Below are 23,051 nucleotides of genomic sequence, written 5' to 3' on the forward strand. Positions count from 1 at the left end.
CCAGATGGCGGCCTGGTGGCAGGACAGGCAGCAGGCTTCCTTTTCCCCGGGGTAAGCCTACCGAATAGCGGAAACCGCCGCGATGGGGACAACTGCCCGCACATCCGCGCCCTGCGTGTCAGCAATGCGGTGCCCCCAGCCCGGCGGGATCGGCAAGCGTGGTGTGGCCGGCGATCACATAGCGGCCAACATTGCGTGCCGAGCCGGATTCAACCCGCCACCACCGGACGATGCCGTTGCCGGACCAGTTGTCGCTCTGGTCGATCCAGCACGCCACCATGATGCGGTCCTGGTCCGCCTTGTAGAACCATGGCGGGCTGTCCGCGTTGACGCCGTCACAGTCGAAGTAGGGACTTGGCCGGTAGTTGGATCCGCCCAGGGTGAACGTGCAACTCCTGACGAAGTTGGGGTCGGAGGTCTTGATCCGGGTTTCCCACAGGCCTTGCTTGCCCGCTGTGGCGCTGGCGGTAACCACCGCGCTGCCGGTGCCGACAGAGTTGAAGGTCTGGACCGCGATGGTGACGGTGTCACCGAAGTTGGCCGTGTTGACCGTCCGGCTGCCGGAGGGGGCAACGTTCTCCCAGCCGCCGTTGTTGATTTTGATCCTCGTTTGCGCCACGTCGTTGGTGCTGGTGGACGGGGAGGACCAATTCAGGGTGGCCGACTTCTGGTTCACGCCGCCGTTTTGGCCGGACGCGGAGGGGGTGCCCGGGGAGCCGTACGGCGTGGCGGTGGCAGGGGCGCTGCCGTCAGAACTCGGGGCCACCGTGGAGTTGGCGACGACGGTGATACTGACGGCGTTGCCGTTGGTGAAGCCGCCGATGGTCTGGCCGGGCGTGATGGGCCCGCGGGCACCGTTGCTCGCGTTGTAGCTGTAGCTGACCTCGTTTTCGGCAGAACCATTTCGTTCCGCCGCGGTCAGTTTGCGGAAGTCCACCGTCACGGCGCGTCCTGCTCCGCCGGTGTTCGCCGGCGTGGCCGTGACCCCGGAGACCGTCGCCAGCTTGCCGGTGGCGCGCCGGGGCGCGGAGGGCGGGCTGACCGCGCCCTTGCCGGCCTTGTTCTCAGCCTGCACCGTGAACGTGTAGGCGGCCTCAGAGTTGTTGGCGGTGAAGTTTGCGGTGCGGACGTTACCGGGGACGGTCTGCGTCTGGGCAGGGGCGTTGCCGCCGCTCATGGTCACGTAATAGGTGCTGATCGGATCACCGTTGGTGTTGGGTTCGGCCCACGTGACCCGAAGCTGGTTCTGGGTCCCCACGGATGCTGCGACGGCGGATGCAGGTGCTGCAGGTGCCGCAGGGACTCCGGCGGGATTGTCCTCCGCGGAATAGGTCCCCCAGTCGGAGGCGCCAAGCTCGTTGACGGCCTGGGCGCGCACCTTGTACTTCACGCCATTGGTGAGGCCGGTCCAGGTGTAGTTCAGCCCGGCGACCTCGTTCTTGAGGGCTGCCCCGCTGGCCGGTGGCGGTGAGATCTCCAGGTTGTAGTGCTTCACCGGCGAGCCCTCGGTTTTCGCCGCGGGCCAGGTGATGGCCATGGTCTTGTCCCCCGCCTTCACGGTTGGGGCTTCCGGTGGCGATGGCTTCTCGTCAGGCCGGATTTCATTGGACTGCGGCGAGGCCTGCGAGTCCCCCACCTCGTTGGTGGCCAGCACCGTAAATACGTACTTCACGTTGTTGGTGAGCCCGCTCAACGTACAGGTGGTGGTGGGGCACTTCTGTTCGAAGCCGTGGTTCGAGCGGACGGTGTACCCGGTGATGGGAGCGCCGTTGTCCGACGGCGGCGCCCACTTGAGCACGGCGGTTCGGCTGCGGACGTCGGTGGCGCTGGGGGCAGAGGGTGCGTCGGGTTTGCCGCGGACGGTGAGGCGCAGGCGGCCGTCCACCTGGCGGGACAGATCGCCCGTCTTGTCGGCCACGGTGTAGCGGACCACCATGACGCCCTTGTACCCGTCAGCCGGGGTAACGGTGATGCTGTCCCCCGACACGGACGGCTGGCCTGCTGCGGCGCCCGTCTCCACGGTGGCGCCGACGATCCGCAGGGGCGTATCCGGGAAAGGGTTGAAGTCGTTGGCCAGGACGTTGACCTGTTCCGTCTTTCCTGCGTTGGCCTTGTCCACAGCATCGTCGTTGGCCACTGGCAGGGGCCGGTTGGATGCTACGTGTCGTGCGGCGATGGTGGCGCCCACGGCGGGTGACCTGCCGTCGGTGACCTTCACTTGGATGTTCCCGGTGACGCCGATGCCAAGGGAACCATCGGCAGTGATGGCGAGCGTGGCGCCGTCGACCTTTGCGCTGAAGCCGGCAGGAAGCGTCCCGTCCAGTTCGAAGCGGAGGTTGTCCTTGTCCCGTTCGTCCACGTCCTTGGCCAGTCCGGCGAGGTCCACCGTTGCCGTTTCGGCCTTGGGGACGTCCACGGAGGTGCCGCTGAACGTGGGCGGGTGGTTGGCGTTGGGGTCCGGGACCACCTTGGTCATGATGACCAGGGTGGATTTCAGGCCGTCGGCGTCGTCAGGTCCGGAGCCGTCCGTTACTTCGAAGGTGATGGAGCCCGGGCCCACATAGTCCGGTCTGGCGGCGTAGCGCAGGGCTTTGCCGTCGGACTGGATGATGCCATCCGGGGAGCCGCCCTGGACGCGGACGGAGTCGGCCACGGTGATCCGGGCGCTGCGGCCGCTGCGGACCCGGACGTATTCGGACAGGTCCGGGATCTGGGCGCGCGTTTGTCCGAGCCGTGTCATGTGTGGAAATCCCCCGGTAAATCTAGGCTTCGTGCCTGCTGCCGGCATCACAGGACCCCGGGCACCACAACGATACCGCCATACGCCAACAAGTGGATAAATTCTTTCGGCCCGGTCCGTCCCGGACCCAAAGCCGCCGGAGCCTAGTCCAGGACCAGGCCCTTGCCGCGCCCGCGGGTCAGGCGGACGGGATTGATCTCGCCAAAGCCGCGCACATTCTCCGGGTCCTGCGGAATCAGGACGAACCGTTCGTCATGTTCCAGGGCGGAGGCTGTCATGGAATCCACCAGGACGGTACCAGGGTCCGCCAGGGTGGTCAGGCGGGCGGCGAGGTTCACGGTGGGGCCGTAGATGTCGCCCAGGCGGGACAGGATCCTTCCCCAGACCATGGCTACCCGGGCTTCCGGGAGGATTTCGTCTTCGGTGAAGGCTTCAGCCAGCGCCAGCGAAATCTCCGCACCCGCGGCAGGGGTTTCGGCGATGTACAGGACTTCGTCGCCCACGGTCTTGACCAGCCGGCCGCCACCGACGGAGATGATCTCGGCGCATTTGTTTTCGAAGCGCTGGACCAGCCGGGCAAGCGTCTTTTCGTTCATCCGCCGGGACAGGCTCGTGTAGGACACCAGGTCCGCGAAACCGACCGCGCGGGCCAGGGGCAGCGGCGCGTCGTCCTCGTCGCCTTCCCGGCCTTCCTCGCTGGCCTGCAGCCCGGCTTCGGCGCGGACCGCGAGGCGCTGGACGCCGGCGTTGAGCTGGCGGCGCCAGGAGTAGACCAGTACTTCCTCGAGTGCGTCCACCAAAGCGGGCAGCTCGTTGACCAGGCGCTTGCGGGCCACGGCGTCCGTGACGCCCTGCTCGTGGACCATGTCCTCCACCAGCGCCTCGATCTGCCAGACCACCATGCGGTCGGTCATTTGCCCGATGGAGCGCGTCACCGAGATCGCCGCTTCCTCCGTGAGCTTGCCGGCGCGGACAAGGTCCACCACGGTGGACAGGGCCGCCTGGTCGCGTTCGGTGAAGGCGACGTCCTCGTCGCCGAAGTTGGGGAATCCCAGGGCACGCCAGAGCTTGCGGGCAGAAAGCAGTGAGAGGCCGGCCCCGGCCGCAACTTCACGGCGGCGGAGCTTGCGTTCCCCACCCAGGAGGCGGGCTTCGAGCGCCTTCATGGCCAAGCGTTCCGCGGACATGGCGCCGGTTGGCGGGTGACGGTCGACGCCGGGCAGCTCCGCGGCAGCACCCGGCCCGGTTGTGAAAGGGTCAGGCGAGCCGGCGTCGGACGACGCGTCGAAGGCGCCGGTTTCGATGCTCTCGACGCGTTCCTGCTGGTCCTCATCGGTCATCCCGTCCACCTTCTCTCATGTCCTCCGGAAATGCACCGGCTGGGTAATACGTCGCGCCGGGCTGGGCCCCGCTGTCCTCCGGCAGTTCCCCGATGGCGTCGAGGATGAAGTCCCGGAACCGGGCGACCTCGGGCACGTCGCGAAAGGTCACCATGCCCTGGTGCCCGGTTTCCAAGGATATATTCCCGGAACGCACCAGGCGCTGCAGCAACGATTCATGGACCGTCAGGTTTCGCACCGATGCCAGGTTCACCTGCTGGTCCCGCCGGTTCAACAGTCCGTACCGGGCCACCATCCGCTGGCTGGTCAGCGTGTACCGGGTGCCATGCCAGCGAAGAAGCCGGGGCAGGCAGTAGCCCAGCCACACAGCCGCCGCCGCGAGCACGCAGGCGCCCACCAACCAGGGCGTCCACTGGCGGCCCAGGGCAGGCGCCACGCGTGCGGGGCCGCCGCGGATAACCCAGGCGCTGGCGAAGGCGGCCAAGGCCGGCGCCAGGACGAAGGCCACGGCGGGACCGGCAAGCTTCCGCGGCTGCGGGCGGGTAGTGACGATGACCTGCTCCCCTGGAACAAGGGACCTACGCATAACCACCCTGCTGCGGCGCGTCCGGCGATGACCAGGGCCGCAGGTGCACCACATCGCCGGCCGTGACCACATGCTCACGCGAATCCCGGTCCACTACCAGGAGGGAGCCGTAGTCATCCAGGCGGGAGGCATGTCCGATGATTTCGTGGTCGCCGGGAAGCTGCGCGCGCACCTGCTTTCCCAGGGTAACCATCACGGCCTCCACCCGTTTGTGCAGCGATGGGCCGCCGGCCATGCCCGCCGCGGGGTCGCCGTCGGCGTTGCAGAAACTGCGGTACAGGACAGCGAAGTGGGCCAGGTAGCTTTTCAGCAGCGCGGTGCGGTCTGTGGTGGTGGCACCCTCGATGGCCACGGACGTGGCGGTGGGCACGGGAAGTTCGTCTTCGCCCAGGCTGACGTTAAGGCCGGTCCCCAAGATGACGGGAGGCACGCTGCCGTCCACCATGGGACCGAGCTGGGCCAGGATGCCGGCAATTTTCCTGCCGCGGACCAGGACGTCGTTGGGCCATTTGAGCTCGGCGGGAAGGCCTGCCGTTTCCAGGAGCGTCTCGCGCAGCGCCAGGGCTGCGATCAGGGAAAGCCACGAGTAGCTCTGGGTGGGAAGGGGCCTGCCCTCGGCGTTCACCGGGCGCAAAACCAGGGAGACCGACACGGAACTCAGCGGCGGTGCCTCCCAGCGCCGGTCCAGCCGGCCCCTTGCCGCGGTCTGGTACTCCGCCGTCAGGACGGAGAGGTCAGGCCATGCCGCAGGGTCCACCGTGACGCCCCTCAGGAGGTCGGCGTTGGTGGAGCCGGTGGAGTCCACCACGTCGATCCGGGGTATTCCCGTGGCGGAGAGGAAACGCTGGTCGGCCAGGTCCCCTCGGTTCAGGGGGGTACCCGGTGCGTGTGCGTCATCCATAGCTAGATCCTACCGAGCCGCGCCTGATCGTACCCAGCCTGCCGCAGTCCCGGAACGGGCACCGGGGACTGCATGAGGGCCCGCCTTAGAGGAAGATGTCCGGAACCAGCCGGTCTTCCGGTGCTCCCAGGCTGTAGGGGCGGAAGTCGGTCACGCCCGCGGCGGCCAGGACCTGCTCGTCCGTGTAGAAGTTGCCCGACGGCGGCGCACCGGCACCGAGATTGCTGCCGGTCAGGATGGCGTGGGCGGCGTCGGCCATGATCTGCGGGCCGCGCGCGGCCAGCACCATGGTTTCGCCGTGGGGCATATTGCGGATGGCAGCCGTGTCGATCAGGGTACAGGGCCACAGTGAGTTGACCCTGATCCCGTCAGCCTTCAGTTCCTCGGCCAGGCCCAGGGTGGTCAGGCTCATCCCGTATTTCGCCATGGTGTAGGCAAGGTGCTTCCCGGCCCAGGAGGGGTGGAGGTTCAGCGGCGGCGAGAGTGTCAGGATCTGCCCCCGGCCCGAGGCACGGAGCGCCGGGAGCGCCAGCTTGGACAGCAGGAAGGTGCCGCGCACGTTGATGTCCTGCATGAGGTCGTACTTCTTCATGTCCACCTTGTCCGTGGTGGAGAGGTCGATGGCGGAGGCGTTGTTGATGACGATGTCGATGCCGCCGAACCGGTCAACAGCCGCGGCTACGGCGCCGGCCACGTCATCGTCCCTCCGCACGTCGCCCACCAGGGGCAGGGCCTGGCCTCCGGCCGCCTCCAGCTCGCGGGCTGCGGTGTGGACCGTCCCGGCGAGCTTGGGGTGCGGCTCCCCCGTCTTGGCAAGGAGCACAATGTTGGCCCCATCGCGGGCCGCCCGCAGGGCGATGGCCAGGCCGATCCCGCGGCTGCCGCCGGACAGCAGGATGGTCAGGCCCGCCAGGGAGCCGGCGGCCCGGTACGGGCTTTCGGAGGCATGCAAAGCATCGTCGCTTGAAGTCATGGGAACACTGTAACCCAACTAAGTTACTCATGAGTAACATTGTGGAGAGGTTGTTGGAACGGCAGAAAATTGTAGGTTCCCTACAGCCGTTGGCGCCCAAAGCGTTACTAGACTTGCCAGCAGGGTTCGTCTTTTGTGTGGATGCTACTTAACGCTCCGCGCAGCCAGACCTGCCAGCCGACAGAATTGACCTGCTACAGAGCCGGAGACACTTGATGAGCCACGATCTGACAACGACTGCGGGAAAGATTGCCGATTTCCGCGACCGCCAGGCGCGTGCCGAACAGCCCTCCGGCCCCGAGGCCATCGAGAAACAGCACGCCCGCGGCAAGAACACCGCCCGCGAGCGCATCGCCCTGCTGCTGGACGAGGATTCCTTCGTGGAGTTTGATGCCCTGGCTGTGCACCGCTCCACCGCCTTCGGCATGGAGAAGAAGAAACCGCTGGGTGACGGCCTGGTCTCCGGCTACGGCACCGTGGACGGGCGGTTGGTGGCGGTCTACAGCCAGGACTTCACCGTGTACGGCGGATCCCTGAGCCAGGTCAACGGCGAAAAGATCGTCAAGGTCCAGGAGTTTGCGCTCCGCAACGGCTGCCCCGTCGTCGGCATCCTGGATGGCGGCGGCGCCCGCATCCAGGAAGGCGTGGCCTCACTGGCCATGTTCGCGGACATCTTCCGCAACAACGTCCACGCCAGCGGCGTGGTGCCGCAGATCTCCCTGATCATGGGGCCTTCCGCCGGCGGTGCCGCCTACTCCCCCGCCCTCACCGACTACGTGGTGATGGTGGACAAGACCTCGCACATGTTCATCACCGGTCCGGACGTCATCAAGACCGTCACCGGCGAGGACGTCGACATGGAAACCCTCGGCGGCGCCCGGCAGCACAACGCCACAACCGGAACCTCCACCTACCTCGCCTCCGACGAGAACGACGCCATTGAGTTCGTGCGCGAACTGCTGGACTTCCTGCCTTCCAACAACCTCTCCGAGGCACCGGTGTTGGGGCACCAGCAGGAGTTGGAGATCGACGACGACGACCTCGCCCTGGACACGCTGGTTCCGGATTCAGCCAACCAGCCCTACGACATGCGCGCCGTGGTGGAGCAGATCGTGGACGACGGGCATTTCCTGGAGATGCAGGCCCTTTACGCCCCCAACGTGATGATCGGCTACGGCCGGGTGGAGGGCCACACCGTAGGCATCGTAGCCAACCAGCCCCTCCAGTTCGCCGGCACCCTGGACATCGCCGCATCCGAAAAAGCCGCGCGCTTTGTCCGCCACTGCGACGCCTTCAACATCCCCATCATCACCCTGGTGGACGTCCCCGGGTTCCTTCCCGGCAAGGACCAGGAGTTCCAGGGCATCATCCGCCGCGGCGCCAAGCTCCTGTACGCCTATGCCGAGGCCACCGTTCCCAAGCTCACCGTCATCACCCGCAAGGCCTACGGCGGCGCCTACATCGTCATGGGCTCCAAGAAGCTCGGAGCCGACCTGAACCTTGCCTGGCCCACGGCGCAGATCGGCGTCATGGGCGCGCAGGGGGCCGTGAACATCCTCTACCGCCGCGACCTCGCAGCGGTCGCCGAGGACGGCGGCGACGTGGAGGCCCGCCGCGCCCAGGTCATCCAGCAGTACGAGGAAGAGCTCCTCAACCCCTACCAGGCAGCCGAGCTTGGCTATGTGGACGCCGTCATCGCCCCGTCGGACACCCGCATCCAGATCATCAAGGGACTGCGCGCCCTCCGCGACAAACGCGCCAGCCTTCCCGCCAAGAAGCATGGGAACATCCCGCTGTGATCCCCACCCCAGGGGCGCCGGAGCTCGACGAGACCCCGGAAACGGCAGAAGCAGCCGCTGCGCCGCTGTTTTCTGTTGTCAAAGGACAACCCAGCGACGAGGAACTCGCCGCACTGGCCGCCGTCGTGCTTTCCCTCGGCGGGGAAACCCCCGCCCCGGCTAAGACCACCAGCGTGCGGCACTGGGTCCGGAGGCAGCAGTTGCGGCTCGCCCCCGCTCCCGGGCCGGGAGCCTGGAAACGCAGCCGGGGCTGACCTCCTCCCTGCCACGCTGACTGCCCGGAGCCCGGTAGTCTCGGCATGTGACTATCGACACTGCACCCGCCGCGCGCCCGCACACACGGATCGACGCTGTCGCGGACACCTACACGGACACCCTGGTCAGGCTCAACCCCACCTTTGCCACCACCCTTGGCCTGCCGGGGCATGAGACGGAGTACCAGGACTTTTCCCCCGCCGGCATCGCCGGTTTCGCGGAGGCAGCACGGGCTGCCCTCGTGGCCCTGGAGGGCCTGGAACCGGAAGACGACGTGGACGCCGTCACCCTGGACGCCATGCAGGAACGGTTGGGCCTGCAGCTGCTGATCCACGCTTCCGGCTGGGAGTATGCGGAGCTGAACAACATCGCGTCGCCGGCCCAGGACATCCGCGCCATCTTCGACCTCATGCCTACCGAAACCGAGCAGGACTGGGAGCACATCGCCGGCCGCGCGCACAACGTGCCGGCAGCCATCAGCGGCTACACCGAGTCGCTGCGCCTGGCAAGGGATGCCGGGAAGGTGGCCGCTGCACGCCAGGTGCGGATCGTCATCGAACAGGTGGCCAAATACGCCGCCGGGGACGGCTTCTTCGCCAAGCTGGCGGCCGGCGCCTCCACCTCCGCCGGGCCGTTGCCGGCGAACCTGCAGGAAATACTCGACGCCGGTGCTGACGCAGCCCGCCGTGCCTACAGTGGCCTGGCCGAATTCCTGCGCACAGAGCTGCTGCCCGCAGCGCCGGAAAAGGATGCCGTCGGCCGGGCCCGCTACGCCCTCGCTTCCCGGTCCTTCCTCGGCGCTGAAGTGGACCTGGAGGAGACCTACGCGTGGGGCGTCCAGGAACTGGACCGCCTCATCGCCGAACAGGAACAGGTGGCGCACGCCATCAAGCCGGGGGCATCCATTGCCGAGGCCAAGGACATCCTCAACAACGACCCCGCCCGGCAGTTGAAAGGCACGGAGGCGCTGCAGAGGTGGATGCAGGATGTCTCGGACAGGGCGGTGGCCGAACTCGCCGGCGTGCACTTCGACATCCCCGACGTCATGAAGAAGCTCGAGTGCCGGATCGCCCCTACCGACGAAGGCGGCATCTACTACACCGGTCCGTCCGACGACTTCAGCCGCCCCGGCCGCATGTGGTGGTCAGTCCCCGCCGGGGAGGACACCTTCACCACCTGGGCGGAAACCACCACCGTGTACCACGAGGGCGTCCCGGGCCACCACCTGCAGGTCGCCACTGCAACCTACCGGCGCGAGCTGCTCAACAAGTGGCGCCGGAACGTCTGCTGGACCTCCGGCCACGGCGAAGGGTGGGCCCTTTACGCCGAGAAGCTCATGCAGGAACTGGGCTACCTGGACGATCCCGGCGACCATATGGGAATGCTGGACATGCAGCGCATGCGGGCCGCGCGCGTGGTCTTCGATATCGGCGTGCACCTGGAACTCGGGATGCCCGAACGCTGGGGAACCGGCACCTGGACCGCCGACAAGGGCTACGCATTCCTGAAGGAAAACCTCCCGATCAGCGAAGGCCAGCTCAACTTTGAGTTCACCCGGTACCTCGGCTGGCCCGGGCAGGCCCCCTCCTACAAGGTGGGACAGCGGCTTTGGGAACAAATCCGCGCCGAGCTCGAGGCGCGGCCGGGGTTCGACCTCAAGGAGTTCCATACCAAGGCCCTCAACATCGGCTCCGTGGGATTGGACACCCTCCGCCGGGCGCTGCTTTCCTGACTCGCCCATGCCCGGGCGAGACATTAAGCACATCCGGGACGGGAATAAGTAACAATAGCCGCCGTCTGCTTTGTATTTCCGGGGTTTTCCAGGTTCGTAGGCAAATGTGGATGCGTAATATTTCTCAATATTCTTTCGACGTGGTATGAGGTGGGGGTCTAGCTTGTTCTGGTGAGCACTCAGACAAGCACCCCCTCCCCCGCAGGGAAGACCGGATTCCAGCTCCCCAAGTGGGCGGGTTCGTTCGGCTTCCAGATCATTGCCGCCCTCATTGTGGGCCTCGGCCTCGGCCTGCTGGCCAAGTACACCGGCAGCACCAAGACCAGCCCCAACGCCCTCGGCGCCACGCTGCAGACCATCGGCTCAAGCTACGTGTCCCTGCTGCAGACCGCCGTCGTTCCCCTGATCTTTACCGCCGTCGTCAGTTCCATTTCCAACCTGCGCCAGGTGTCCAACGCCGCCCGGCTCGCATGGAACACGCTCCTGTGGTTCGCCATCACGTCCCTGATCGCCGTGCTGATCGGCATCGGCCTGGGCGTGCTCCTGCAGCCCGGCGCCAACACGGGCATCAGCGGAGACGCCAAGTACACCGGCAAGTCCGGTGACTGGTGGGCCTTCCTCGTGGGCCTCTTCCCGAAGAACTTCCTCGGCCTGGGTGCCAGCTCCACTGTCGGCGATTCCGGCGCCGTCACCACGTCGATCAGCTTCAACGTCCTGCAGATCCTCGTCATCGCCATCGCGGTGGGCGTTGCCGCCCTCAAGGTGGGCAAGGCAGCAGAGCCGTTCCTGAACCTGAACGCGTCAGCCCTCGCCGTGATCCAGAAGGTGCTCTGGTGGATCATCCGCATCGCACCGCTGGGAACCGTCGGCCTCATCGGCAATGCCGTGGCCGTCTACGGCTGGGACACCATCGGCTCGCTGGGAAAGTTCACCGTGGCCATCTACGCCGGCCTGGTGCTCGTGCTGTTCGTGGTGTACCCGATCCTGGCCCGCAGCCATGGCCTGTCCATCAAGCAGTACTTCTCCGGCGTATGGCCCGCAGTGCAGTTGGCTTTCGTTTCCCGCTCCTCAGTGGGCACCCTCCCGCTGACCCAGCGCGTGACTGAACGCAGCCTCGGAGTGCCCCGCGCGTACGCCTCCTTCGCCGTACCGCTGGGCGCCACCACCAAGATGGACGGCTGCGCAGCCATCTACCCTGCCATCTCCGCGATCTTCGTGGCCCAGTTCTTCGGCATCCACCTGGACTTCAGCCAGTACCTGCTGATCGCCCTGGTCTCCGTCCTTGGCTCCGCCGCAACCGCCGGCACCACCGGCGCCGTGGTGATGCTCACCCTGACGCTCTCCACGCTCGGCCTGCCGCTGGCCGGCGTCGGCCTGCTGCTGGCCATCGACCCCATCCTCGACATGGGCCGCACCGCGGTGAACGTGGCAGGCCAGGCCCTGGTCCCCACCATCGTGGCCAAGCGCCAGGGCATCCTGGACGAATCGCTGTACAACGCACCCCGCAACGGCACCCCGTTCGTGGATGACAGCGATGCTCCCGCCGATGGTTCCGCAACGGACGGCACCAGCGCCGGGACCGCATCCCGCGAGCTGCAGGATGCCAACGCCTAACGCGCACCAGCAAAAAGACGTCCCCGGGATACGCTCCCGGGGACGTCTTTGCTTAAGGACTTCGCCCCAGCCCGCAACGGGCGGGCAGCAGTCAGCGTCCGCCAATCACCCCGTTCTGAACCGCCTTGGTCACGGCGTCGGCTTCGGCCTGTGTGAGTTTGCCGTCCGTCACTGCCTTGTCCAGGCGGGTCTTGAGTTCGGCCGCGTGTTCTGACTGCTCCTCGCTGCGGATCTCCTGGAGGGCTGCCGTCACCTTGGCCTCGTCGATTCCCAGCGAGGCCGCCAGCGATTTGGCGAGGGCGGCTTCGCGGGCCGCGGGATCCGGCTTCTGGCCGTCGGCGGGCGGCGTGGTGGGCTTGTTGGCTTCGCGGAAGGCCTTCAAGGCCTCCGTCACCTTGGCTTCGTCCACGCCGAGCTTCGCCGCCAGGGCAGATGCCTGCTCCATGCCGTTGCCGCCGCGACCGCCGTGCCTGCCCATGCCGCCGTGGTCGGTTCCGGCGGAGCCGTCGGCCGAGGCACTGGAACTCGCGCTCGGGGTGGGAGTGGGCGCAGTGGTGGTGGCCGACGCCATGCCGGCCACGCCGATTCCTGCACCGAGCGCCAGCGCCGCGGCTGACAGGCCCAGGGTCATCTTCTTCGTGCGGGTCATTTCTCTGTCTCCTCATTCGCCGTCGCCTGACGGCTGCTGGTGATACGCCTCGCGGCGGGACATTTCCAGCATCGTCCACCAGGTTCAGGAAAGGCTGTCGGGAACCTTTCGTTCTCCTGTGAATCCAGATCACTACACCCGGGAAATTAGTTGCATAGAGTGCAAAGTTGCACGTAGTGTAAGCCTGTGCCAGATCCGCTTTCCTCCCCGGAGACCCCGCAGGACGCCGTGCCCGCCGCCCCTTCCCGCCGCGAGCTGAACAAGGCCGCCACGCGCCAGGCCATTACCGACGCCGCGCTGGGCCTCCTGCGTTCCAAAGGCCCCGGAAACTTCACGGTGGAGGACATCGCCGACACCGCAGGAATCTCCCGCCGTACCTTCTTCAACTACTTCAGCAGCACCGACGCCGCCTTGGCCTCCATCGTCCACGGCTTCCTGGACAACGCCATCCAGCAACTGCGCCTCCGGCCGGCGGACGAACCCATGCTGGAGTCGGCCCAGGCCGCCCTGGTGGCCCTGGCCGACCCCAAGGCCATCGCCCCGCTCGCGGAACTGTTCTCGCTGACCCAGCAGAGTCCGCTGATGTCCCACACGGAACTGGAGGCGTGGGACCACTGCCGGGCCCAGGTCTTCACCGTGGCCCGCGAACGCCTCGCCGGAACCCCCGGCGAGCGGGACGAACTCTACGTCCACGCCCTGGCCGGCTCCATCATCTCCTGCGGAAAGGCCGCCATGGAGGTCTGGTTCAGCCGGCGCGGCCCGGACCTCTCACCCGCCTCCCTGGCCGAACTCCGCCAACTGCTCATCGATGCCATGGCCCTGCTGGGCGCCGGCTTCACCACCACCGCTTTCCCATCCGCCACCCGTTCCTCCTGATCAGATCGGTCCTCCCGCATGGCACTCCTCCTTTACCGCCTCGGCAAGTTCTCGTACCGCCGGCGCTGGCTTGTCATTTCCCTCTGGCTTGCCGTCCTGGTGGCCGTCGGCGGTTCCGCCGCGGCTTTCCACGGCACGCTGTCCAACAACTTCCAGATCCCGGGCACCGAGACCCAGCGGATCGCGGACAAGCTCAAGCAGGATTTGCCCGCAGCCTCGGGCGGAAGCGCCACGATCGTCTTCGAAGCCCCCGACGGCGGATTCACGGCCGGGAGCCGGGCGGCCGTGACGGATGCGCTGAAGAAGCTGCAAGCCCTCCCCGAGGTCCGCGGCACGGTTGATCCGTTCACCACCCAGGCCCAGGTGGACCAGGCCGGCAAGGCCATCACCGACGGCGAACAGCAACTGGCGGCCGGCCAGGCGCAGCTGGATGCCTCCCGCGCCCAGCTGGAGGCGGGCAAGGCGCAACTGGCAGCGGCTGAACAGCAGCTCACCGCCGCCGGTGCGCCCGCGGCCGTGGTCGAGGCACAACTGGGCCAGCAGAAGGCAGCGCTGGCCGCCGGCCAGGCCAAACTCGACGCCGGCGCACAGGAACTGCAGGCCAACAAGGCGAAGCTGGAACTTGGCAAGCGCCAGGCCCAGGCGGCCTCGGCCATCCGGTTCGTGTCCGCGGACAACAAGGCCGCCGTGGCCCAGGTGCAGTTCAACACCTCCATCAACGGCCTGGCCCCCTCGGTCCGCAAGCAGGTACAGGAAATCGCCCACGAGACGTCCTCCGCAGGCGTCAAGGCCTTTGCCAGCAAGGAAATCACCGAAGACATCTCGGCCCTGTTCGGCACAGCGGAAATCGTCGGCATCGCCGTCGCGGCCCTGGTCCTGATCCTCATGCTCGGAACGCTGATCGCGGCCGGCCTGCCGCTGCTGATGGCCATCATCGGCGTCGGTGTGGGCGTAGGCATCACCTTTGCCCTCTCCGGCCTGTTCGACATGAGCTCCATCTCCCCCATGCTGGCCCTCATGCTGGGCCTCGCCGTCGGCATCGACTACTCGCTGTTCATCGTCAACCGGCACCGGACCCAGCTCCTGGGCGGCATGGACCCTGAAGAATCCGTGGCCCGGGCCAACGGAACCTCCGGCAACGCCGTCGTCTTCGCCGGCCTCACCGTGATCATTGCCCTCGCCGCCCTGGTGGTCCCCGGTCTGCCGTTCCTCACCGTCATGGGGCTGGCAGCCGCAGGAACCGTGGCGGTGGCGGTACTGGTCGCCATCACCCTGACCCCCGCCATGTTGTCCCTGATCGGCCGCCGCATCATCTCCAGGCGGGCATGGGCCAAGTCCGAGGCCCACAACGCCGAACCGGGCCACGAGGCGGCGGACCTTGCCACCGACCGCGAACGAAGCACCCACGGGTGGGGCGGCCTGGTCACCAAGCACCCCTGGATTGCGCTCGTCGCCGGCATCCTCCTGCTGGGCACCCTGGCATTGCCTGCCACCCAGCTCCAGCTGGCCCTGCCTGACGGCGGATCCGAGCCCGTGGAGTCCGAGGCCTACCAGGCCTACGACCTGACAGCACGCAGCTTCGGCGAGGGCGTCACCGGCCCCATCGTGGCCGTGGGCGAGTTCCCCGCGAACCTGGATGCGGCGCAGGCGCAGAAGCTGCAGTACGACATCGCGGACAAGCTCCGTGCCGTGGACAACGTGGTGGCCGCCGTGCCGGTGGCCCTCAGCGAAGACCGCCGCACCGCCGTCTTCCAGGTCATCCCCAAGGAAGGTCCCGCCAGCGCCAGCACGGTCAAGGTGGTCGCCGACCTCCGCGGCCTGAACGGGGAGATCAAGGCCGACTACGACGTCGCCATGGGCCTGACCGGCCAGACTGCCGGCAACGTGGATGTCTCCACCAAGCTCGGCGACGCCCTGCCGCCCTACCTGGCGATCGTCGTCGGACTCTCCCTGGTCCTGCTCCTGCTGGTGTTCCGCTCCATCGTGGTCCCGCTGCTGGCCACGGGCGGCTTCCTGCTGTCCCTGTCGGCCGCCTTCGGCGCGGTGGTGGCGGTGTACCAGTGGGGCTGGCTGGGGAACGTCTTCGACGTGGCCAACCCGGGCGCCGTGCTGAGCTTCCTGCCCATCATCCTGATCGGCGTGCTGTTCGGCCTGGCCATGGACTACCAGGTGTTCATCGCCTCCGGCATGCGCGAGGCCTACATGCACGGATCATCCGCCAAGGAAGCGGTCAGGGTGGGGTTCCGGCACGCAGCCGCCGTGGTCACCGCCGCCGCGATCATCATGGTCAGCGTGTTCTCCGGCTTCATCTTCAGCCACCTCACCATGGTCCGGCCGCTGGGCTTCGCAATGGCCTTCGGCGTCCTGTTCGACGCCTTCGTGGTCCGGATGACCATAGTCCCGGCCGTCATGTACCTGCTGGGTGCCAAGTCCTGGTGGCTGCCGCGCTGGCTGGACCGGATCCTGCCGGACGTGGACGTGGAAGGCGCCAAGCTCAACCGCGGCCAGACCGCACCTGCTCCGGGCGAGCTGGTCCACTAGGCTGAAACCGTGCTCCATCTGATCCTCGCGTCCCAGTCCCCCGCCCGCACCAAGCTCCTGGCCGAGGCCGGCATCCGGCACACCGTGCTGGTTTCCGACGTCGACGAGGCGGCCGTCCAGGAACGGTACGGCGTGACGGACCCGCACGACACCGCACTGCTGCTGGCCCGGGCCAAGGCGGAGGCCGTCGCATCCCTGCCGGAAGCGGAGGGCGCCCTGGTGCTGGGCTGCGACTCCGTCTTCGAGTTCGACGGCGAGGCGCACGGCAAGCCGTACACGGCCGACGTCGCCCGCGACCGGATGCTGCGGATGAGCGGCAGCGCGGGGGTGCTGCACACCGGGCACTGGCTGGTGGACTGCCGGGACACGGACGACGACGCCGGCGGCGGCCGCGGCTCGGGCGCCACGCTCGGGGCGGTCGCCTCCGCCGAGGTTTCCTTCCTGGACATGGCCCCGGAGGAGATTGACGCCTACATCGCCACCGGTGAACCGCTGCACTGCGCAGGTTCCTTCACCATCGACGGCCTGGGCGGCGCTTTCATCCGCAAGGTCGACGGCGACCCGCACGCCGTCGTCGGCCTTTCCGTCTCCACCCTGCGGGGCCTGCTCGCCGCCGCCAATGTGCGCATCACGGATCTCTGGCCGCCGCGGTAGGCGTGTGCTTTTTTAGGCACCCTTGTAGCTTCCCTACAAAGGAAGGCTGCTTTACACGCGGATTCCGCAAGTAATATCGGCGGAACCTCCAAAACCGCGCTAGGCTCCCTGAAGGAAAGAAGGAGACGCCTTGTCAGCAAATTTGGAGCAGTCCGCAGGAACCACGCAGCCCAGCCTCACAAAGGTGCTGATCGCCAACCGCGGCGAAATCGCCGTGCGGATCATCCGGGCGGCCCGGGACGAAGGCATCGCCTCCGTGGCTGTCTACGCCGACCCGGACCGCGACGCACTGCACGTCCGGCTCGCTGACGAGGCCTATGCCCTGGGTGGCACCACGGCCGCCGAGTCGTACCTGGTGATGGACAAGATCATTGACGCCGCCCGCCAGTCCGGCGCCGACGCCATCCACCCCGGCTATGGGTTCCTGGCGGAGAACGCAGATTTCGCCGCCAAGGTCATCGCCGCCGGCATCACCTGGATCGGCCCCTCCCCCGAGGCCATCTCCGCCCTGGGCGACAAGGTCCAGGCCCGCCACATCGCCGAGAAGGTCGGCGCCCCGCAGGTCCCCGGCACCGCAGACCCCGTGGAATCCGCCGAGGAAATCCTGGAATTCGTGGACAAGTTCGGCCTGCCCGTGGCCATCAAGGCGGCCTTCGGCGGCGGAGGACGCGGTATCAAGGTGGCCCGCACCCGCGAGGAAATCCCCGAGCTCTTCGAATCCGCCGTCCGTGAAGCCACAGCCGCCTTCGGCCGCGGCGAGTGCTTCATCGAGCGCTTCCTGGACGCTCCCCGGCACGTTGAGACCCAATGCCTCGCCGACGCACACGGCAACGTCGTGGTGGTCTCCACCCGCGACTGCTCCCTGCAGCGCCGCAACCAGAAGCTCGTGGAGGAGGCCCCGGCCCCGTTCCTCACCCCGGAACAGAACCAGCGGCTTTACGAATCCTCCAAGGCCATCCTGAAGGAAGCCGGCTACCTGGGCGCGGGGACCTGCGAATTCCTGGTGGGCCAGGACGGCACCATTTCCTTCCTTGAGGTCAACACCCGCCTCCAGGTGGAGCATTGCGTCTCCGAGGAAGTCACCGGAATCGACCTGGTCCGCGAGCAGTTCCGGCTGGCCCGCGGCGAGGAACTGGGCTACGGCGACCCCGAGGTCCGCGGCCACTCCATCGAATTCCGCATCACCGGCGAGGACCCGGGCCGGAACTTCCTGCCCTCCCCCGGCACCATCAGTGTCCTGAAGAACCCCACCGGGCCCGGCGTGCGGATCGACTCCGGCGTGGAGCAGGGCGACGTCATCAGCGGCAACTTCGACTCGATGCTCTCGAAGCTGGTCGTTACCGGCGCCACCCGCACCCAGGCACTGCAGCGCTCCCGGCGTGCCCTGGAGGAAATGGTGGTCGAGGGCATTCCCACCGTCATCCCGTTCGATCTCGCCGTGGTCAGCAACCCCGACTTCGCCCCCGCGGACGGCCCGTTCAAGGTCCACACCCGCTGGATCGAGACCGCCTTCGTCAACGACATCCCCGCCTGGACACCCAGCGGCACCGCGGAAGAAGAGGCCGACGCCGGCGAACGCCAGCGCGTCGTCGTCGAGGTGGGCGGCAAGCGCCTGGAAGTGGTGCTCCCGGCATCCCTGGGCACCCCCAGCACCGCCGCAGCCGCCGGCAAGCCCGGCAAGTCCAAGAAGCGCTCACGTTCCGCAGGTCCCGCTGCCGCCACGGGCAACGCCCTCACTTCCCCCATGCAGGGAACCATCGTGAAGGTCGCCGTTTCGCACGGTGACGTGGTGTCCGAGGGCGACCTGGTGGTGGTCCTGGAGGCCATGAAGATGGAGCAGCCCCTCACCGCGCACCGGTCCGGCACCATTACGGGCCTGACGGCAACCGCCGGCGAAACGGTGTCCGCGGGCGCCATCATCGCCACGATCGAAGACTAGGAAGCCGGATGCTGGCACCAAGTTTCCAGGAAGAAGTGGCCCGCTACCACCAGGCGGTTCCCGAGATCACCCGGGGCAACACCGCCCCGATCAAGGAACTGTACTCCCGGCTGGACGACGTCACCCTGGCCAACCCGTTCGGCGGGATAGCCCGCGGCTGGGCCCAGGTGGAGGCCCGGCTGGACCAGGCGGCGCGGCAGTTCCGCGACGGCGAGATGCTCGGCTTCGATACCGTCACCTCCTACACGGCCCGCGACACCGCGTACCTGGTGGAGACCGAACACTTCCGGGCGCGCCTGGACGGCGCTGCCGCCACCGAGGAGTTCGCGCTGCGCGTGACCAGCATCTTCCGCCGCGAGGAGGGCTACTGGAAGCTGGTGCACCGCCACGCCGACCCTGCGGCCCGGTCCCAGTCCCGCCGCTCCCTGGCGCAGCCCACAGGCTGAGCGTTCGCCGGGCCTACCATCCGCCCCGGCTAGACATCCACCTATGCGGCGCTGCCACGCGCACGGCTGTGGTGGCAGGCGGCGCCGCCAGGATGCAGACTTAGCTCATGCTGCCATTCCTCCTCCTCGCATCACGTGCTGAAAATGCTGCCGCGGAGGATGAATACGCCGCCTACCTGAGGTACGGCGGGCTTGAGGAACGGGAGCTCCGCCGGGTCAGGCTTGAGGCCACTCCCCTGCCCGCGCTGGATCTTGCGGATTATTCCGGCGTCATCGTCGGCGGCAGCCCGTTCACCTCCAGCGATCCGCCGGAGCAAAAGACCCCGGTCCAGCACCGGGTGGAGCGGGAGCTTGCCGCCCTGCTGGACCAGCTGGTGGCCCGCGACTTTCCGTTCCTTGGCGCCTGCTACGGGGTGGGCACCTTGGGCAGCCACCAGGGCGGCGTGATCGACCGGACCTATGGCGAGCCCCTCGGCGCGGTGGAGGTGGAACTGACCGCCGAAGGCCTCCAGGACCCCATCCTGCAGGGCGTACCTCAAACCTTCACGGCATTGACCGGGCACAAGGAAGCCGTCCGCTCACTGCCCCCGCACGCCGTCCTGCTGGCACGGGCCGCCACCTGCCCGGTCCACATGTTCCGCGTCAGGACCAACCTTTATGCCACCCAGTTCCACCCGGAGCTGGACGCCGACGGATTGGTGACGCGGATCGATATCTACCGGGACGCCGGGTACTTTCCGCCGGAATCAGCTGAAGAGCTCATGGCCGCGGCACGGCAATTCACGATCACCGAGCCCATGGCGGTGCTGAAGAACTTCGTGGCCCGCTACGCCCGGTGAGCATGAAAATGCCCGGCGGGCCGGATGGCCGCGCCGGGCATTGTGGCGTTGGAGAATCAGGCCACGTTGTTCTCGTAGTCAAGGTCGCGGGTCTCGCGCGTCAGGAACAGCGCGATCAGGGTCAGCACGGCCATGGACGTCAGGTAGACGCCCACCAGGACAGGGCTGCCCTTCGCGGCTTCCCACAGGGCCACTGCGATGAACGGGGCCACCGCGGCACCCAGGATGCTGGAGAAGTTGTAGCTGATGGCCGAGCCGGTGTAGCGGACGTTCGTGGGGAACAGTTCCGGCAGCAGCGCCCCCATGGGCCCGAAGGTCAGGCCCATGAGGGAGAAACCGAGGATCAGCAGGCCCATGGTGCCCACGAAGCCGCCGCTGAACAGGGGGACGAACAGCAGGCCGAACACGAAGATGCCGGCGGTGACGGCCATCAGCATCTTGCGGCGGCCGTGCTTCTCGGCCAGCGGGCCGGAAACCAGGGTGAAGATGCCGAAGAAGACGACGCCGGCAATCAGCATCCAGAGGAAGTCGTTGCGGGAGTAGCCCAGGCCGGGAACGAACGCTGCGGCGGCGGCTTCGGACATGGGTTTGCCGGCCTTTTCTGCGGCGGCCTGAGCGCCGGCCAGGGTGGGCTTGGTGCCGTAGGTCAGCGTGAACGTGGTCATCAGGTAGAACAGCACATAGGTGGCCAGCATGATGAAGGTGCCCAGGATCAGCTGGCGCCAGCTGGACTTGAAGACGCGTCCCAGCGGCAGCTTGGCTACCTCGTTGGACTCCACCACCTTGGTGAAGGCGGGGGTTTCGATCAACTTGAGCCGGACGTAGAGGCCCAGGATCACCATGACGGCGCTGAGCAGGAACGGCACGCGCCAGCCCCAGGCCGCGAAGGCCTCCGGTGTCAGCGTGTAGCTTGCCACCAGGAAGATGACGTTGGCGATGATGAAGCCAATGGGGGCTCCGAGCTGCGGGAAAGTGCCGTAGACGGCGCGCTTGTTGGCCGGGGCGTTCTCGGTGGCCAGCAGGGCCGCGCCGCTCCACTCGCCGCCGAGGGCCAGGCCCTGGGCGAAGCGCATGACCACCAGCATGGCCGGAGCCCAGAACTCCCAGCCCGGAACCAGCGCCGTGGGAAGGCAGCCGATGAGGAAGGTGGCGATGCCCATGGTCAGCAGCGACGCAACAAGGGTTCCCTTGCGGCCGAACTTGTCGCCGAAGTGCCCGAAGACAATCGAGCCGAGGGGGCGGGCGATGAAGGCCACGCCGAAGACGGCGAAGGAGCTCAGCAGCTGGGTGGTTTCGTTCGCGCCCGGGAAGAAGAGCTTCGGGAACACGAGCACGGCGGCCGTGGCATAGACGTAGAAGTCGTAGAACTCCACGGTGGTGCCGATCAGGCTTGCCACGATGACGCGGCCGCGGGAGTTCACCGGCTGGTGCGAACCAGGCACCTTGGTGGTATCGGTGGATGACATGGGTAAACGCTTTCGTGTGACCGGCCGGGCGCAGGCAGTACTGCCTCCCGGCTCGAATAGTTAGAGTTTGATCTTACTTCCCAACGTCCAGTCAATGGACGAAACGTCCACAATGCGGACCTGTGTTGTGGATCCCATATGCCGGACCCCCGCCGGCGCCTCACGCCGTCCGGCTGCCCCGGATAGGCAAAAGTCACAGCGCGTTAACAAACCTCGACCGTCCGCGAAACGAGCCGTCCCTACCTTGGAGGAACAACATCCCCCGAAGGAGGTAACCCGTGACTGTTGACCGCACCGTTGATGCCGTATCCGCCAGCGCACAGCCCGGCCCTACCCGCACCACTGACGCCCCTGCCCTTGAATTCCGCCCCGGCCGCTGGATCGCCAACTGGGACGCCGAGAACAAGGAGCAGTGGGAGGCCGCAGGCCGGGCCATCGCCCGCCGCAACCTGAACTGGTCCATCTTCGCCGAGTTCCTCGGCTTCGTCGTCTGGCAGCTGTGGTCCATCGTGGTGGTCCAACTCCCCGCTGCAGGCTTTACCTTCTCCACCTCGGAAATCTTCTGGCTCATCTCCATGCCAAGCCTGGTGGGTGCCACCCTCCGCATTCCCTACACGTTCATGGTCCCCCGCTTCGGCGGCCGCAACTGGACTATCGTGTCCGCCCTGCTGCTCCTGATCCCCTCCACCGGGCTGGCCCTCTGCGTCTCGAATCCGGGCACGCCGTTCGGCGTCATGCTCCTGGTGGCTGCCCTGGCCGGCTTCGGCGGCGGCAACTTCGCCAGCTCCATGGCCAACATCACGTTCTTCTACCCGGCCCGGGAAAAAGGCTGGGCGCTGGGCCTGAACGCCGCCGGCGGGAACCTGGGCGCCGCCGTCGCACAGCTTGCCGTTCCCATCGTCATCACCCTGCTGGCCGCCGGCACCGTCAACCTTCCGATGGCCGGCTGGATGTGGGTCCCGCTCATCCTGCTCGCAGCCTTCGGCGCCTTCAAGTACATGAACAACCTCACCAGCGCCAAAGGCGACGTAGCCGGTTCGGTCGCGGCGCTGAAGGAACCGCACCTGTGGATCATGGCGCTGCTGTACATCGGCACTTTCGGCTCCTTCATCGGCTTCGCCGGCGTGTTCCCCAAGCTGATCAAGGACTACTTCCCCGCGTTCTCCTCCATCGCCGTGGGCAGCGTGGCCTTGTCCTTGGCGTTCCTCGGCCCCCTGGTGGGATCCCTGGCCCGCCCCTACGGCGGACGCATGGCGGACCGCATGGGCGGAGCCCGGATGACTGTATCCGCCTTCGCCGCCATGGCCGTGATCACGCTGACCATGATCTGGACACTTCCGCTCAAGAACTTCCTGCTCTTCCTGGTCCTCTTCCTGATGCTTTTCACTGCCAGCGGCTTCGGCAACGGTGCAACGTACCGGATGATTCCGGTCATCTTCGCCACGTCCAGCCGGGCTGCGCGCCAGGGTGCAAGCTCCGTGGCCACCCAGCGGCTCGCATCGTCCGCCCTCGGCCTGATCTCGGCGATCGGCGCCTACGGCGGCTTCGTGATCCCACAGGTCCTCAATGCCTCCAGCACCGCCAGCGGCTCCTACACTCCGGCCTTCTACGGATTCGTCGGTGCGTATGTCCTCATGCTGGTGGTCTGCTGGACCTGCTACATCCGCAACGCCGGCCGGAACGCGATGGGGCACGTCTAAC

Annotated in this window: 18 protein-coding genes; 11 read left to right on the forward strand and 7 right to left on the reverse strand. The window is 67.2% G+C overall.

Annotated features, from left to right (window positions below; genetic code table 11):
- Positions 1 to 118: 118 nt before the first annotated feature.
- The 5 genes from PV772_RS05445 to PV772_RS05465 form a co-directional block, all read right to left on the reverse strand.
- Positions 119 to 2,740, reverse strand: coding sequence for a fibronectin type III domain-containing protein (locus PV772_RS05445; RefSeq protein WP_347885559.1), 2,622 nt, complete (start codon positions 2,738 to 2,740; stop codon positions 119 to 121).
- Positions 2,741 to 2,883: 143 nt separating this feature from the next.
- Positions 2,884 to 4,080: an adenylate/guanylate cyclase domain-containing protein gene (locus tag PV772_RS05450; protein ID WP_141181091.1), complete on the reverse strand. Its 1,197-nt coding sequence runs from the start codon at positions 4,078 to 4,080 to the stop codon at positions 2,884 to 2,886.
- Positions 4,070 to 4,666 carry a PH domain-containing protein gene (locus PV772_RS05455; RefSeq protein WP_141161094.1) on the reverse strand — a complete coding sequence of 199 codons (597 nt, stop codon included), beginning with the start codon at positions 4,664 to 4,666 and terminating at the stop codon, positions 4,070 to 4,072. The genes PV772_RS05450 and PV772_RS05455 overlap by 11 nt, the downstream gene beginning before the upstream one ends.
- A complete protein-coding gene (locus tag PV772_RS05460) occupies positions 4,659 to 5,567 on the reverse strand; it encodes a biotin--[acetyl-CoA-carboxylase] ligase (protein ID WP_141161095.1) in 909 nt (302 codons plus the stop codon). Before PV772_RS05460 ends, PV772_RS05455 begins: the two co-directional genes overlap by 8 nt.
- A gap of 85 nt (positions 5,568 to 5,652) precedes the next feature.
- Positions 5,653 to 6,540, reverse strand: coding sequence for an NAD(P)-dependent oxidoreductase (locus PV772_RS05465; protein WP_141161096.1), 888 nt, complete (start codon positions 6,538 to 6,540; stop codon positions 5,653 to 5,655).
- 215 nt (positions 6,541 to 6,755) lie between these two features.
- Here PV772_RS05465 and PV772_RS05470 point away from each other — a divergent pair, with 215 nt between their 5' ends.
- The 4 genes from PV772_RS05470 (at position 6,756) to PV772_RS05485 (ending at position 11,940) form a co-directional block, all read left to right on the forward strand.
- Positions 6,756 to 8,339: an acyl-CoA carboxylase subunit beta gene (locus PV772_RS05470; RefSeq protein ID WP_347885560.1), complete on the forward strand. Its 1,584-nt coding sequence runs from the start codon at positions 6,756 to 6,758 to the stop codon at positions 8,337 to 8,339.
- Positions 8,339 to 8,593, forward strand: a complete 255-nt coding sequence (locus tag PV772_RS05475; RefSeq protein WP_347885585.1) for an acyl-CoA carboxylase subunit epsilon — start codon at positions 8,339 to 8,341, stop codon at positions 8,591 to 8,593. The genes PV772_RS05470 and PV772_RS05475 overlap by 1 nt, the downstream gene beginning before the upstream one ends.
- Positions 8,594 to 8,640: 47 nt before the next feature.
- On the forward strand, positions 8,641 to 10,326 hold the full coding sequence (locus tag PV772_RS05480) for a DUF885 domain-containing protein (protein WP_347885561.1): 1,686 nt from the start codon (positions 8,641 to 8,643) through the stop codon (positions 10,324 to 10,326).
- Between the two features lie 171 nt (positions 10,327 to 10,497).
- Positions 10,498 to 11,940, forward strand: a complete 1,443-nt coding sequence (locus PV772_RS05485; protein WP_347885562.1) for a dicarboxylate/amino acid:cation symporter — start codon at positions 10,498 to 10,500, stop codon at positions 11,938 to 11,940.
- 91 nt (positions 11,941 to 12,031) lie between these two features.
- Here PV772_RS05485 and PV772_RS05490 read toward each other — a convergent pair whose 3' ends face one another.
- A complete protein-coding gene (locus tag PV772_RS05490) occupies positions 12,032 to 12,589 on the reverse strand; it encodes a hypothetical protein (RefSeq protein WP_347885563.1) in 558 nt (185 codons plus the stop codon).
- A gap of 186 nt (positions 12,590 to 12,775) precedes the next feature.
- Between PV772_RS05490 and PV772_RS05495 the strand changes: the two genes are divergently transcribed.
- From PV772_RS05495 to PV772_RS05520, 6 genes are all read left to right on the forward strand, one after another.
- Positions 12,776 to 13,465 (forward strand): TetR/AcrR family transcriptional regulator, encoded by a 690-nt coding sequence (locus PV772_RS05495; RefSeq protein WP_307359802.1) that lies wholly within the window; start codon positions 12,776 to 12,778, stop codon positions 13,463 to 13,465.
- Between the two features lie 18 nt (positions 13,466 to 13,483).
- The gene (locus PV772_RS05500; protein WP_347885564.1) at positions 13,484 to 16,006 is read left to right on the forward strand and encodes an MMPL family transporter; all 2,523 of its coding nucleotides are present in this window, start codon (positions 13,484 to 13,486) and stop codon (positions 16,004 to 16,006) included.
- Between the two features lie 9 nt (positions 16,007 to 16,015).
- On the forward strand, positions 16,016 to 16,660 hold the full coding sequence (locus PV772_RS05505) for a nucleoside triphosphate pyrophosphatase (RefSeq protein ID WP_141181083.1): 645 nt from the start codon (positions 16,016 to 16,018) through the stop codon (positions 16,658 to 16,660).
- Between the two features lie 142 nt (positions 16,661 to 16,802).
- A complete protein-coding gene (locus tag PV772_RS05510) occupies positions 16,803 to 18,599 on the forward strand; it encodes a biotin carboxylase N-terminal domain-containing protein (RefSeq protein ID WP_347885586.1) in 1,797 nt (598 codons plus the stop codon).
- A gap of 8 nt (positions 18,600 to 18,607) precedes the next feature.
- Entirely contained in the window at positions 18,608 to 19,045 is a 438-nt protein-coding gene (locus tag PV772_RS05515) for a nuclear transport factor 2 family protein (protein WP_141161105.1), read from the forward strand.
- Between the two features lie 107 nt (positions 19,046 to 19,152).
- The gene (locus tag PV772_RS05520) at positions 19,153 to 19,884 is read left to right on the forward strand and encodes a glutamine amidotransferase (protein WP_347885565.1); all 732 of its coding nucleotides are present in this window, start codon (positions 19,153 to 19,155) and stop codon (positions 19,882 to 19,884) included.
- A gap of 56 nt (positions 19,885 to 19,940) precedes the next feature.
- Here PV772_RS05520 and PV772_RS05525 read toward each other — a convergent pair whose 3' ends face one another.
- Positions 19,941 to 21,350 (reverse strand): MFS transporter, encoded by a 1,410-nt coding sequence (locus PV772_RS05525; protein ID WP_141181081.1) that lies wholly within the window; start codon positions 21,348 to 21,350, stop codon positions 19,941 to 19,943.
- 278 nt (positions 21,351 to 21,628) lie between these two features.
- Between PV772_RS05525 and PV772_RS05530 the strand changes: the two genes are divergently transcribed.
- On the forward strand, positions 21,629 to 23,050 hold the full coding sequence (locus PV772_RS05530; protein WP_141161108.1) for an MFS transporter: 1,422 nt from the start codon (positions 21,629 to 21,631) through the stop codon (positions 23,048 to 23,050).
- Position 23,051 lies beyond the last annotated feature (1 nt).

Source organism: Pseudarthrobacter sp. CC12, assembly GCF_039907755.1.
In the GTDB taxonomy this organism is placed as follows: Bacteria; Actinomycetota; Actinomycetes; order Actinomycetales; family Micrococcaceae; genus Arthrobacter; species Arthrobacter niigatensis.

Bases quoted from the DNA above. Each gene is read 5' to 3' on its own strand.
- PV772_RS05445 (WP_347885559.1), bottom strand. From the start codon at position 2,740: ATGACACGGCTCGGACAAACGCGCGCCCAGATCCCGGACCTGTCCGAA.
- PV772_RS05450 (WP_141181091.1), bottom strand. From the start codon at position 4,080: ATGACCGATGAGGACCAGCAGGAACGCGTCGAGAGCATCGAAACCGGC.
- PV772_RS05455 (WP_141161094.1), bottom strand. From the start codon at position 4,666: ATGCGTAGGTCCCTTGTTCCAGGGGAGCAGGTCATCGTCACTACCCGC.
- PV772_RS05460 (WP_141161095.1), bottom strand. From the start codon at position 5,567: ATGGATGACGCACACGCACCGGGTACCCCCCTGAACCGAGGGGACCTG.
- PV772_RS05465 (WP_141161096.1), bottom strand. From the start codon at position 6,540: ATGACTTCAAGCGACGATGCTTTGCATGCCTCCGAAAGCCCGTACCGG.
- PV772_RS05470 (WP_347885560.1), top strand. From the start codon at position 6,756: ATGAGCCACGATCTGACAACGACTGCGGGAAAGATTGCCGATTTCCGC.
- PV772_RS05490 (WP_347885563.1), bottom strand. From the start codon at position 12,589: ATGACCCGCACGAAGAAGATGACCCTGGGCCTGTCAGCCGCGGCGCTG.
- PV772_RS05500 (WP_347885564.1), top strand. From the start codon at position 13,484: ATGGCACTCCTCCTTTACCGCCTCGGCAAGTTCTCGTACCGCCGGCGC.
- PV772_RS05515 (WP_141161105.1), top strand. From the start codon at position 18,608: ATGCTGGCACCAAGTTTCCAGGAAGAAGTGGCCCGCTACCACCAGGCG.
- PV772_RS05520 (WP_347885565.1), top strand. From the start codon at position 19,153: ATGCTGCCATTCCTCCTCCTCGCATCACGTGCTGAAAATGCTGCCGCG.
- PV772_RS05525 (WP_141181081.1), bottom strand. From the start codon at position 21,350: ATGTCATCCACCGATACCACCAAGGTGCCTGGTTCGCACCAGCCGGTG.